The 12471-nt window shown below is 36.2% G+C and carries 16 protein-coding genes and 1 riboswitch; of the genes, 7 read left to right on the top strand and 9 right to left on the bottom strand.

The window, feature by feature from the left end; all coding sequences use genetic code 11:
- Window positions 1-324: 324 nt before the first annotated feature.
- Window positions 325-1341, bottom strand: coding sequence for a YdcF family protein (locus tag ACIQXF_RS12880; protein ID WP_402783447.1), 1017 nt, complete (start codon window positions 1339-1341; stop codon window positions 325-327).
- A gap of 173 nt (window positions 1342-1514) precedes the next feature.
- Between ACIQXF_RS12880 and ACIQXF_RS12875 the strand changes: the two genes are divergently transcribed.
- Both ACIQXF_RS12875 and ACIQXF_RS12870 read left to right on the top strand, forming a co-directional pair.
- Window positions 1515-1982: a hypothetical protein gene (locus tag ACIQXF_RS12875; protein ID WP_402783446.1), complete on the top strand. Its 468-nt coding sequence runs from the start codon at window positions 1515-1517 to the stop codon at window positions 1980-1982.
- Window positions 1970-2257, top strand: coding sequence for a DUF2653 family protein (locus ACIQXF_RS12870; RefSeq protein WP_402783444.1), 288 nt, complete (start codon window positions 1970-1972; stop codon window positions 2255-2257). Before ACIQXF_RS12875 ends, ACIQXF_RS12870 begins: the two co-directional genes overlap by 13 nt.
- 58 nt (window positions 2258-2315) lie before the next feature.
- Here the strand turns inward: ACIQXF_RS12870 and ACIQXF_RS12865 are convergent, their stop codons facing one another.
- From ACIQXF_RS12865 to ACIQXF_RS12850, 4 genes are all read right to left on the bottom strand, one after another.
- Complete coding sequence (locus ACIQXF_RS12865) at window positions 2316-2684, bottom strand: ion channel (RefSeq protein WP_402783442.1); 369 nt, start codon at window positions 2682-2684, stop codon at window positions 2316-2318.
- Window positions 2685-2971: 287 nt separating this feature from the next.
- A complete protein-coding gene (locus ACIQXF_RS12860) occupies window positions 2972-4594 on the bottom strand; it encodes an S-layer homology domain-containing protein (RefSeq protein WP_402783440.1) in 1623 nt (540 codons plus the stop codon).
- Between the two features lie 91 nt (window positions 4595-4685).
- Window positions 4686-5852 (bottom strand): endonuclease Q family protein, encoded by a 1167-nt coding sequence (locus ACIQXF_RS12855; protein WP_402783514.1) that lies wholly within the window; start codon window positions 5850-5852, stop codon window positions 4686-4688.
- A gap of 114 nt (window positions 5853-5966) precedes the next feature.
- Entirely contained in the window at window positions 5967-6137 is a 171-nt protein-coding gene (locus tag ACIQXF_RS12850; protein ID WP_402783438.1) for a hypothetical protein, read from the bottom strand.
- A 146-nt stretch (window positions 6138-6283) separates the two neighbouring features.
- Between ACIQXF_RS12850 and ACIQXF_RS12845 the strand changes: the two genes are divergently transcribed.
- The 4 genes from ACIQXF_RS12845 (at window position 6284) to ACIQXF_RS12830 (ending at window position 8003) form a co-directional block, all read left to right on the top strand.
- Window positions 6284-6862 (top strand): TetR/AcrR family transcriptional regulator, encoded by a 579-nt coding sequence (locus ACIQXF_RS12845; protein WP_402783436.1) that lies wholly within the window; start codon window positions 6284-6286, stop codon window positions 6860-6862.
- A gap of 62 nt (window positions 6863-6924) precedes the next feature.
- Window positions 6925-7275 carry a DMT family transporter gene (locus tag ACIQXF_RS12840; protein ID WP_402783434.1) on the top strand — a complete coding sequence of 117 codons (351 nt, stop codon included), beginning with the start codon at window positions 6925-6927 and terminating at the stop codon, window positions 7273-7275.
- Window positions 7275-7589, top strand: a complete 315-nt coding sequence (locus ACIQXF_RS12835; protein WP_402783432.1) for a DMT family transporter — start codon at window positions 7275-7277, stop codon at window positions 7587-7589. Before ACIQXF_RS12840 ends, ACIQXF_RS12835 begins: the two co-directional genes overlap by 1 nt.
- Window positions 7590-7694: 105 nt before the next feature.
- Window positions 7695-8003, top strand: coding sequence for a monooxygenase (locus ACIQXF_RS12830; protein WP_402783430.1), 309 nt, complete (start codon window positions 7695-7697; stop codon window positions 8001-8003).
- A 175-nt stretch (window positions 8004-8178) separates the two neighbouring features.
- Here ACIQXF_RS12830 and ACIQXF_RS12825 read toward each other — a convergent pair whose 3' ends face one another.
- Together ACIQXF_RS12825 and ACIQXF_RS12820 are read right to left on the bottom strand one after the other, a co-directional pair.
- A complete protein-coding gene (locus tag ACIQXF_RS12825) occupies window positions 8179-8970 on the bottom strand; it encodes a heme ABC transporter ATP-binding protein (RefSeq protein WP_402783428.1) in 792 nt (263 codons plus the stop codon).
- A gap of 5 nt (window positions 8971-8975) precedes the next feature.
- A complete protein-coding gene (locus tag ACIQXF_RS12820; protein ID WP_402783426.1) occupies window positions 8976-10022 on the bottom strand; it encodes a FecCD family ABC transporter permease in 1047 nt (348 codons plus the stop codon).
- Window positions 10023-10169: 147 nt separating this feature from the next.
- Window positions 10170-10361: riboswitch (cobalamin riboswitch) on the bottom strand.
- Window positions 10362-10522: 161 nt separating this feature from the next.
- Between ACIQXF_RS12820 and ACIQXF_RS12815 the strand changes: the two genes are divergently transcribed.
- Window positions 10523-11119 (top strand): biotin transporter BioY, encoded by a 597-nt coding sequence (locus ACIQXF_RS12815; RefSeq protein WP_402783512.1) that lies wholly within the window; start codon window positions 10523-10525, stop codon window positions 11117-11119.
- 102 nt (window positions 11120-11221) lie between these two features.
- Here ACIQXF_RS12815 and ACIQXF_RS12810 read toward each other — a convergent pair whose 3' ends face one another.
- Both ACIQXF_RS12810 and ACIQXF_RS12805 read right to left on the bottom strand, forming a co-directional pair.
- Window positions 11222-11764, bottom strand: a complete 543-nt coding sequence (locus ACIQXF_RS12810; protein WP_402783424.1) for an NADPH-dependent FMN reductase — start codon at window positions 11762-11764, stop codon at window positions 11222-11224.
- 63 nt (window positions 11765-11827) lie between these two features.
- Window positions 11828-12445, bottom strand: coding sequence for a nitroreductase family protein (locus tag ACIQXF_RS12805; RefSeq protein WP_402783422.1), 618 nt, complete (start codon window positions 12443-12445; stop codon window positions 11828-11830).
- Window positions 12446-12471: the final 26 nt, after the last annotated feature.

Genomic DNA, 12471 nt, shown 5'->3' with positions numbered 1-12471 from the left:
CTTCCTGTGACAACGGTTAACTGACCTACATCGGTAAAAACGCCACGTCCTGTGGCTTTACCGAAATGACCGACATCGTGTCGGCCCTCGTGCAGGCCTCCTTTGAAAATCCGTGACATCCGCAGAGGCTTTAGGCCAACACGATGTTGCTTAAAAGTAACTTAAACCGCATTCATCTCACCATCTTTAAAGGTGGGAGACTTCTGTACCTGTCGCTACGCTTTCGGTACAAAAAATATTTGTAGCTAACGCTACCAAAACACTTGCTGAAAGAAGTTAAAAAACTGCCTTACCACTATTATATGGAAGACAGTTCAAAATTGGTTACACATATGCTCTCAGTATTAATCCAATGAACAATGTAATAAATAAAAAGACAGTTATATGCATCCACTTATACATTTCTAATAATCCAATAAATTCTCGAGTAAAGGCATTTGGTACATAGTAGAAGGCTGTCTTTGAACCAATACCTTGTGCATCTAGTTTTGCTTTTTTGGCATAAATACTTGCACGAAACACATGAAAATTATTCGTTACAAATATGGAGCGATAGGTTTTCCCTCGAGCATGTTTATCCATGATAATCTTAGAGAATACCATGTTTTGTTCAGTATTTGTCGATTGATCTTCCATTAATACTTTATGAGCTGGTATTTGATGTACATCGACTATATATGTTTTCATCGCATAGGCTTCTGATACTTTTTCATCGTTTCCCTGGCCACCTGAGACGATAATGTAAGGTCGATCACCATATTTTTTATATTGTTTCACTGCTTCGTCTAAACGGCTAGCTAAAAGTGGTGGTACTCTATTTCCAATTAACCCCGATCCCAGTGCAATAATATAGTTAGGTTCATAAAAGATAGGTGTAAAATGGTATAGTGTAGCATAGGCCATTACACTCGTGTATAAAAACATTGTATAACCAAAAATCAAAAATGCATAGAAGAATAGAATATGCCAAATTTCATGTTCGATATTAGCAAAAATAACAAATACATACCAAATCATCATGATAAAAAAGCTCAAGCCAAATACTGCTAACAATAAATTATGAGCTTTACGTCCTTCTTTTTCAAGTAAAACCTTACTATTAAAAAACGTTACTATCGATAGAATAAACATTATACTTGGGAAGCCCCCAAGTGTAACAATTATTCCCATCTGTGACATAATGCCCTGCTCATTTGGAAGCAATAGAGGATAATGACTAATTATTGTAATCAAAATACACAACCCTAAAAAACCTAATATTACTACATTGAAAAAACGCCTCTTCTCCGTTAAATACAACATTAAAAAAATTGAAGTTAACAGTAATATTGTTGTAAACATCGTCTCACTCCTTTCCTTCAATAACATTTTCTGATGACACTATTTGTACAAATTTGTTGATATCCCTAAATTAGTGAAGGTGATTATTTTATTTTTCAAGGTGGTTCATGTAAAATTACTATTATTAATTAGTTTATGACAAAACTAAAAATTATATTGGAGGAATGTAAGTAATGAAAAAAATTCTTGCCGCTCTTTTTGCAGCGACACTTATGTTTGCGACTGTTGGTGCAACAATGTTCATCTCAGATACACCAACTGCAGAAGCAAAATCCTACAAATCGGGTAAAAAGGGATTTTCAAACAATAACAATAGCTCTAATTTCCAAAAATCTCAGGATAAATCTAAAGATCAAAACAATACAACAACAAATAAAAATAATACAACGTCTACCAACAAAACTGATTCAACAGCTAAAAAAGGCGGCTTCTTCTCAGGCGGTCTTATGAAAGGCTTAATGCTTGGTGGCTTAGCTGGCTTATTATTCGGAAGTCTTTTCAGTGGTATGGGTATGCTTGGTAATATTCTAGGCTTATTAATTAATGTTGCAGCAATCGCTGTAATTGTAATGCTTATTGTAAAAATTATTAATATGTTTAAAGATAAAAAACGTAAAGAGGAAGCTCAATGGCACAAATAATAAATGAGCAAGATATTATAAATGCAATTTGCTTATCTCAGGCCTATTATAAAAATACACGCCCTGAAGATGTGCTTGTAGAGCTCACATACGATGATGACACTGGCTTTGGTGCAGAAGTTGAAATTAATGGACAAATCGAAGTGTTAAATACAGCAGCAATGATTGGCGCATTACGCGTATGGATTAAAGATGTCCTACATGGCGATCCATTTTCAACAGGCATTGAACTTGTATTAGATGACGAAGAAGGCATACTTGCTAGACTATCGTAATATAGTAAAAGTATAGCAGTTCAATAAATCTTTTATTAGATTTATTGAACTGCTTTTGTTAATTTTGAAGACGCTTTTTTATCTGTTCTTTCTGTTCTTCATCAATCGAATAATCGACAACTGATCGACCAAGCATTAATAGCATGATAAACATGACGCCTGTTCCAACAATTAAATAAATCATCGTAAATATTTTAGAAAAATCACTAGCAGGATATAACCCCGTCTCAACACCTGTTGGAATTAAGCTCACTACTGCAAAATACAATGCATCAAGCCAATACCAACCTTCCGTCCCCTTGTAGAATAATGTTCCTGAAAGAATGATTAAAAATAATGTTGTAAATAATGATAGAAACTGTGGACGCTTAAATGATCTCCACAATCCTATTAGTAATCTTTTAGCGGATAAAATAAATGAAAGCATCCCATTCTCCTTTTGATTAATTCTATATCTGCAATATTTACAATTCTAAATTGATTCATCACCAAAACGTGGGGTTGATTTCCATTCCGACTGGGCATCCAGACTCACTCCAATCAACTTATATACATGGTATACGGTTTAATAACCCAAATTTTGATGAACCCCTAAATTGCTCTAGATATTCATAGCAATTAAATACATATTTAAACTATACATATTTTTCATTGAAAACGTCAAAAGGTAGAGGTTTCTATTTACAACCTCTACCTTTAATTATTTCATTATCTTTATTTTTTTAATAGAGTATTGAAATTCACAAATATTTTTGCTGCATGGCTACGTTTTGTCGGAGCATCTGGTGAAAATTTTCCCTCACTACCTATAATAATACCTTGTTCATACAACATTGTAATTGCACGCTTTGTTTCATCATTATAAGCAGTAATATCAGAAAATGGTGCCTTGCCTTTCACAGCATAAGGTTGCTTTAGTTGAAGTTCATAGGCTCGGTTAATCCATAATGCTAATTGAGCGCGGGTAACTGGCTGTCCTGGGTTAAACTTTTCATCTGTTTCCTTAATTATCCCATATGCATAGGCTGCTGCAATTTCTGACTGCGTTTCAGTGTTATAGCTTGAGATGTCTGTAAACGGTGCTTGTTCCTTCGTCGTTAAACCTAAACTTCTAACAAGCATCGCTGTTGCCTGTGCACGAGTTATGTTTTGCTCTGGTCTAAACGTACCATCTGGGTAACCTTTCATAATACCTGCTACAGCTGCCTGCTGAATAGACTCTTTCGCCCAATGATTTTCTATATCAGTAAAGTTTAAAGTTCCTTCAGTAGTAAAAGTTATCGTTGGACTTTGTACACTTTCATTACCAGCTGCATCCATAGCCTTCACTGCTACAGTGTATGGTGTATTCTCCGTTAATTTATCAAGCGTTATAGCCGTTGTATCAGCATTCTGTGTAGCAGTTAGCTCCCCATTTACATATACTTTGTATTTTTGAACTCCTACATTATCCGTCGCTTTCTGCCAATTTACTTGGACAGTCGTACTATTTTGAGCATTTACTTGGATAGCTTTTGATACATCCCATAACGTACTTGCTTTAATGGCTGGTAAAAACGCCTCTTTCGCTACTGTTAAATAACCTGCTTCACTTAAATGTATATTTTCTGGGTTTGGAAGATAGCTTGGAATATCTTTTGCTACAATATCGTATGTGGGAACAAAAACGGCACCCGCTTTTTCAGCAGTTGCTTTTAACGTTGTATTCATGACTGTTAATAGCACATTAAATGGTTTCTGTAAATCCTCACTATAGTATGGGAAAGAGTTATAATAGCCCATAACATAAACTTTAGCGTTCGGATTAAGCTTCTTAATTTCTGCTAAAATAGAGGCTATATTTGTGACTGCCTCTTGTGAAGTCTTTAAAATTGCTGTTGCATTAATACCTGTTGTCTGTGACTCTTTTAAAATGGGTATTAAATCATTAGCTCCAGCTGTTAAAGTAATAATCTCAGCCTCTTTAATAGATGAGCGAAGCTTTACCTGCTCACTTTGATAACCAAATCCTATGACTGGCTTCTCCACATCATTTCGTAAATCTTCCAACACATTTTTCGTTGTATAGCCTGAATATGCAAACCCCTTATTATAAGAAGTGATTAAACCTTCTTGTTGTAAAGCTTGTGCAACAAAATCTGCATAACCTAATCCAATTATCCCAAATTCATTCATGCCATGTGCCAAGGAATCACCAAGTGCTACGTAGTCTGCCTGCACTACCCAGCTTGGAGCTATAAGGTCTCTCTGCTCCTCAGCACTCACTCCCACCGGTACTGCTAATTGTAATGTCAGTATACTAGCTGCTAAAAAACGAAATTTCTTGGATAATCTCATACCCTCACTCCTCCAACTTCTAATAATTACTATTTTAATAGATGGAGGATAAAAATGGGTTAAATAATAATAAATTGTTTTCCTCTATTTTCTATTCAATCTGTATTTTCCCGTAAACACCCCCACCTCCAATTTCAATCGCTAATTGACCAGTTCTTGCTAAATCGATCATCATTGCAATTTTATGTGGCACGATTTGTTCGAGCTGTTGTAGTGAAACTCGATGCAAGATGTTCATTTCAGAACCAAATGCTTGTACTAATCTATCCATCATTTTGGGCCCTAAGCCAGGAATAAAATCCAGTGGTACTTGATGAATATATGGTGGTCGAACACGTTTATCTGTAAATTGCTCTGATAGCTCTTTAATACGTAATGCAACACCCTTTATTATTTGAGTACTTTCACAGTTTGTACAGATTGTTGCCGCATTACCAAGTTGTTCACCACATTTTACGCAGACAGTCTGATGATATTTGCCGAGCAATGGATTTAAGCCATAATTGGCCGTTACTGCTCGACCTTGCTGTTCATGAAGTGCCTTCTTTAACTCAGTAAAATTGGCATCAGATAACCGTAATTTTTGATACTCACGTGCCATCTTTCCTAGAGAGTGTGCATCAGAATTGCTGACAAATGTATACGCTTGAAGCTCACGGATATTACTTACCATATCGGTATCAGAGCTTAAACCAAGTTCAATTGCATCTATAAGCTGTGGGTCGAACACTTCAGTTAAACTTCGATGCACCCCTTTACCAAACAAGCTTTTAAATGGCGTAAAAACATGCGCTGGAATAAAAAGTCCTCCTAACTCATGAACCTTCTGTTGTAATATTTGACCATCACAATATATTCGTTGAGAGCTTAAATGGATATTTTTCATATAATTAGACATCCAATTTGAGAATTCCCTCATAAGCTTAAGCGTTGGAAAATAGGCAAGTACATGGATAGGCCCAAGACAATGTTGATCATAAATTTCAATTTCACTACCAGGGATAAGCGTTGTTTCCTGGTAACGAAGCCCTCCTTGTGGCAACTCCTTCAGATGGCCTTGTTCAATCATCTCTATCATCTCAGCTAGAACCTCTGGTGAATGACAATCAATAATCCCAATAATATCTAGACCTTTTCTAGCACTAGCCGTCTCTAGAATTCTTGCTAATGTGAGTGTTTTACTGCCAGTAATTTTGACAGCTCGTCCGCTAGAGGTACGTCCAATATGAATATGTAAATCTGCATAAAATTCTTTCATCATTGTAACCACTCCCATTATTTTTTGCTCACTACCTGTAGATGTGGTGAGCTGAATAAAGATAAAATGAAAAAACCTCACATTGCTGCAAGGTATTTCTCATTTCTCTAATCATTATGATGGATGATTGCTATGAGTGCTATTATTTGTCTCATAGGAACCCGAGCCCTGTGATGGCATTGACGAAGAATCATATGCCACTAATGTCACTCCAATGTTCTTTTCTAGCTCATTAATTTTTTCCAGCTGTTGCTGATCTAGTTGCGCAATCTTTATCTCTTCCACTATCCTCAAATCCTTTCATGAATAAAGTTCCCCGAATAACAATACATATACATAAAAAATAATGACTGATTGTCAGTCATTTTCTTTGACTTTATTTCAGCTATTTTGTAACATATTAAATAAGCAGGCCAAAAGCGAGGGATTTCATGTCAAAGGAAGAGAAAATTATTCAAGCTGCAATTGACGTTTTTTGTGAAAAAGGAATTGAAAAGACAAAGGTTTCTGATATCGTAAAAGCTGCAGGTATCGCGCAAGGGACATTTTATCTTTACTTCCCATCACGACTTTCAGTTATGCCAGCCATTGCGAAAGTTATGGTTGAAAAAATTATTGCTGCTATTAACGATGGTATTTCAACACAGGAACCTTTTGCAAAGCAGCTTGAAAAAGTGGTCGATATTGTTTTTTCCCTAACAGAGGAATATCGAGATGTTTTTGCACTTATCTATGCCGGTATTACACAAACTGAGCATATGAAAGAATGGGAAAATATCTATGCACCCTATTACGAATGGATGAATCATTTCTTATATGAAGCACAACAACAAGGAACGATACGCGCTTCTCTAAATACTACACGTTCATCTAAGCTTATCATCGGTCTAGTAGAATCTGCTGCTGAACAAATTTATTTGTATGATGACAGTGAAGAAGAAACAATTAGATTTCAAAAGCTTGAGCTCCTCGACTTTTTACATCATGCACTCGGTTTACGTCACATATAAAGTGACGTTATTTTTTAAATTAAAAATGACTGAATGTCAGTCATAAAGGGATGAATATTACTATGCAAAAAGATTGGATATACGTTGGACTAACTAGTTTGTTTGAATTATTTTGGATTTTTGGCTTTAATGCCGCTTATTCTTGGTGGCATTGGGTTATTATTGTGTCATTAATTGCGTTGGATTTTCACTTCTTATCGAAGGCTTGTGAAAACCTACCTACAGGAACAGTTTATGCGATTTTTGCTGGAATAGGTACAATTGGTACTACGTTAATGGACATTTTTATTTTTGATGGTGAGTTTAATGCCGTTAAGGGTATTTTCATGTTTATTTTAGTATTGGGTGTTATTGGTCTTAAATTAGCGGATAACTCTTCAGATTATGATGACAAGAAAGGAGCTAATGCATAATGGGATGGTTACTTGTTTTATTAGCCGCAATCTCAGAAATTATCGGTGTTGTAGGTTTACGTTTTTACAGTCAGAATAAAACAATACGTAATTTATTAATATATGTAGGTGGTTTTGGACTGTCCTTTGTGCTTTTATACGCATCCTTTAACTATTTACAGTTAAGCATTGCCTATGTAGTATGGATTGGTATAGGTACAGTCGGTGCTGTCCTTGTGAATATTATTTTCTTTGGTGAATCTAAAAACCTGACTCGTATTATTAGTATCATTGCCATTATCATTGGTGTGGCAGGCTTAAAAGCAGTATCTTAATTATATAGTGAGAACTTCTTTTATTAAAAATTTGTTTTTTCGCTGAAACTATATTTTATAATTGCATTAATATAATGCATCCTTAAGGAAAAGGAGTTTTGATGAATGGTTTATTTGTTACAGGTTGACTTTACTATGGACGGTCCTTTTGGCGCTGAGATGTCTGAAGGATTTAAGGACTTAGCGCATAGCATTAATAATGAGGAAGGGGTTATCTGGAAAATTTGGACTGAGAATGCGTTAGCTAAAGAAGCAGGTGGAATTTATTTATTCGAAACAAAAGAAAGTGCTGAAAAGTATTTAACTATGCACTCCGCCCGCCTTACAAGCTTTGGTATAACAAATATTCGTGGCAAAATATTTGAGGTTAATGAAGTATTATCTTCTATTAACCACGGTCCTATCCATCAATAATCTTCTTGGGGATGTCCAATAAGTCTTTTTTTATTGTGAAATTGAATTGCCCCTATCAGTAGGCAAAGGCGGCTTGAGTCCTAAATACCAGTGGACTCAAGCCGTTTAATCATTTCTGACAGCGATGGTTATTATATTGTGTCATTCTTGCTCCATGAATGAGGGTGAGTATGTATCAATTAGATTTACGGAGTTTTGTGAATTGCTCAGAGACATACGTTAAATAAGGTTTACCTGTAAGTGGATGTGTTTGAATGTCGGCATAAACACCAAATACATCTTGCAATAATTGTGGCGTAAGCACCTCTTCAGGTGTTCCATTACAGACAATTCGACCTTGCTGTAAGACATAAATTTGATCGCAATACATAGAGGCAATGTTCAAATCATGTAATGCAGCAACAACTGTTAAATGTAAGGTTTGAATTAGATCCATGAGCTGTAATTGATGTTGAATATCTAGATGATTTGTAGGCTCATCTAAAATAAGTACTTGTGCTTGCTGAGCGAGCGCACGAGCAACCATCACTCGCTTTTTTTCTCCGCCTGAAAGAGAACTGAAGCTACGTTTTTCTAAATGAGTGATGCCTGTTTGGTTTAGTGCTTCTTTTACTATTTGAAAATCACGTTCTTGATCTAGCTCCAATAGTTTTTTATGAGGTGTTCTTCCCATACTCACTAAATCATGTACAGTAAAATCGAATAAAACTGGTGTTTCTTGACTCACAACCGCTAAATTTTTAGCAAGGGTTTTACTCGATTGCTTTAATATATCTTGTTCATTTAACAAAACTGTTCCACTTTCTGGTTTAAAAAAACGGTACATATTCTTTAATAACGTTGACTTTCCACTACCGTTAGGGCCAATTAGCCCAACAAATTGCTTTTCCTTTATTTGAATACTTACATCATGTAATATACGTTGATCAAAAACGGAGAAAGATACTTGTTTTGCTTCTAATGTCATCTGCTTTAATCTCCTTCACCGAAAGAATAATTGTTGCGGCGTAGTAACCAAATGAAGAATGGACCTCCACAAAAAGCCGTGATAATTCCAATTGGCATTTCTTCAGGAGCAATTAAAATTCGGGCAATTGCATCTGCCCAAACTAAGAAAATCCCCCCTAATAAGGCGCTAATCGGGATGACATATTTATAGTTTGAGCCTACTATTATCCGTACAATATGTGGAATGATTAAACCGACAAATCCGATTGAGCCACTAACTGCAACAAGCACACCCGTTAATAGAGATACTAATAGGATAAGCTGCAATCGAAATTGCTGTAGGTTAACTCCTAATGTAACTGCGGCCTCTTCTCCAAGAAGCAATAAATTTAAACTTCGATAGTGGAGCCACAGTAAGACACATACAGCAATAAAAATAACAATCGGAATGAATAGATTACTCCACTTCGCGCCAGCTAAGCTTCCTAGCATCCAAAACATGACGGCTTTCATTCCCCCCTCTTGCTTCGACGTCATTAGTATAAAGTTTGAAATAGCGGATAAAACAAACGACACCGCCATCCCTGCAAGTAAAAGTCGAAAGATAGAAATCCTTCCTCCAACACGGGAAAGGAAGAAAACTAACCCCATCGCTGCGAGGGAACCTAAAAATGCAGATACGGAAAGAGCGTAAGTACCTAGAAATGAAAAGGCACCTAAAATGATGACAGCTGTAGCACCAACCGCCGCACCGGAAGAAATTCCTAAGATATACGGTTCAGCAATGGAGTTACGAACAAGTGCCTGAATAGCTGCTCCTGCTATCGCCAAGCCTGCACCAACGATAGCGGCAAGCAATACACGTGGAACTCGTATTTGCCAAATGATAATTTCCTGTGAGCGGCTCCAATCTTGCTCGATTGAATTTTGTATAATCGGGATTTTAGACAGAATTACCTTCCATACATAAATTGGCGTAACAGAAACCGATCCGACCATGATAGCTATCGTCATGGAAATAATAAGAACTACTAGAAGGATCGCTGATAATAACATAAATTTTTTGTTCATCTGCTTATTAACTCCTAAGAAATCATAATAGATATGAAGCAATAAAAAAGGGTATTCCATGCAAATTACGCATAGAAATACCCTAGATTCAACAAAATCAGAAAAATTACCTTCTTTTGTCCGTAATTGCGTTCATCCTCGTGGGCATTACAGGTATCACTAATTGGCAGGTCTCCTGGCTTCGAATCAACGTTACTATGATTGCCTTCCCATTTAGAACAGTGGCTAAATCATCATAGAACTCATCGTTACAGTTGCGGGACAGCGTCGGATTTACACCGACTTCCCTTTTAAGCGACACGTTGTAAAAAATGTCACACCATTAGTATTTGATATTTTAAAATTATGACGATTCTATCATACATTTTAATAGTTAGTCTATAACTAACAGTGATTGAGTAACTTCAGCCCCTTTGTGTTAACCAATAATAAAAATTAAGTTGACACGAATACTTTATTTTTTTAAACTATTTTTAACATTACTATTAAGAGGTGAAATGATGTCAACAGTTGCGGAACACTCACATCACAAGTTAAGAACAGTAGATATTGCATATATTGGATTATTCTCAACCTTGATGATGATTGGCGCTAATATTACTTCCATTGTACCTTTCATGAGTATTGGTGGCGTACCTATCACACTACAAACATTTTTTACTATTTTAGCAGGACTTATTCTTGGTAGTAGAAAAGGTGCGCTCGCTTGTACTGTTTATATGTGCATCGGTTTAGCTGGCGCACCTGTCTTTGCACGTTTTAGTGGAGGCTTTGGACAAATATTAAGTCCTACATTTGGTTTTATCGTCACGTTTATTTTAGCTGCATTTGTCGCAGGGCTTATTGTAGAGCGCGGTGGAACAAAAAAAAGCTATGTTGTTGCTGCATTAATAGCAACAGCCATTAATTACTTACTAGGGACAAATTGGATGTACTTTGCCTACAAACTATGGGCTAGTGCTCCAGATGCCTTCAATTATAAGATGGCTTGGCTTTGGATGATGCCTCCATTACCAAAGGATATTATGTTAGCTATATTCGCGGGTATTTTTGCATACCGACTTCAAAAGGTATTAAAAATAATCCCCATTAAATAACATTTTCCATCTTTAACCTCTAGCTAATTACGTTCTATCCGTTTCTAGAAGTAAAAATAAGAAATGCCATAAGCAGACGTATACTTATGGCATTTCTTATTTTTATAGGTATTTTCTTACCCAATTTATGAAGTTGTCAATCACTACATCAAGGAATTCTATAGTACCCTCATCTGTTAAATTGCCTTCTGCATCAAATTTAGTATGCACAGCACCAATATAAACGTCATTACCACTAAGTAATGGTGAATTCACACCAGGTGAGAATAGAATATCTCGTAAATGTAATTGTGCTTTAACAGTACCTAAATTACCCATTGATGCCCCCATCATGAACGACGGTTTGCCAATCAATACTTGGTCTACACGAGATAACCAATCAATTGCGTTAACCATAACACCCGGCACAGTACCATTATATTCTGGTGTCACCCATAGTACTGCATCTGCTGCTTTTACTTTTGCTTTAAAATCAAGCACTGTTTGCGGTGCTTCGTTTTCGATATCTTGGTTATACATTGGTAGATCATTTAAGCTTAATACTTCAAGCTCAAATTTCTCTGCATAATGTTTTTGAATAAATTTAGCTAAATGCATATTATATGATTCTTTACGGATACTCCCTACGATTGCTACTACTTTCATGATGCTTCCTCCTAAATGTACATTCTTCATATTATTTGTAAAGCCACTTTATTTTATGCAGCACTAATAATAGGTTGCAAATTCCTCTACTGGTTTACGATAACCACGTAAGCGGCGGCTGCTTTCTTTTTCTTTGCCTATTGTCATCATTAGTGCTATTTCATGTGTTTCTGGAACATTGAAAAGTGCTCTCATTTGTCGCTGATCGAAGCCAATCATTGGACATGTATCCCATCCGCGATTTTTGGCCGCCAGCATAAATAACATGGCTGACAATGATGCGTTACGAATGGCTTCCTCCTTCATAAATTCCCCGCCACGTTCTTCATAAAATTTCGTATTTTCATCGACAAGATTTTCTAGCTCACAGTCTGTAATAATTCCTAAATCCACCATACCCTGACTAAGATTAGCGGTATTCTTATAGGCTTCTTTATCCCCTAATACAAGGATTACCCCTGAAGCTGAATGCACTTTATATTGCCCATAAGCAGCCACTCTTACTTTTTCCTTCATTTCTTCATCCAATACTATGATGTAATTGGTATGCTGTAAGTTAAAGGCTGATGGAGCAAGCTTTACATCCTCCAAAATTGGACGTATATCTTCCTCGGTCATTTTGATGCCCTCTATAAAATTATTAGCAGAACGGCGCTTTTCTATTAGCTTTGTAAACTCCATAATTTCTGACCTCCAATCAAATTCAT

The organism is Lysinibacillus sp. NPDC097231, from assembly GCF_044761885.1.
Lineage (GTDB): Bacteria > Bacillota > Bacilli > Bacillales_A > Planococcaceae > Lysinibacillus.
The sequence above is the reverse complement of the archived record's forward strand: the minus strand, read 5'-3'. Positions and strand labels throughout refer to the sequence as shown.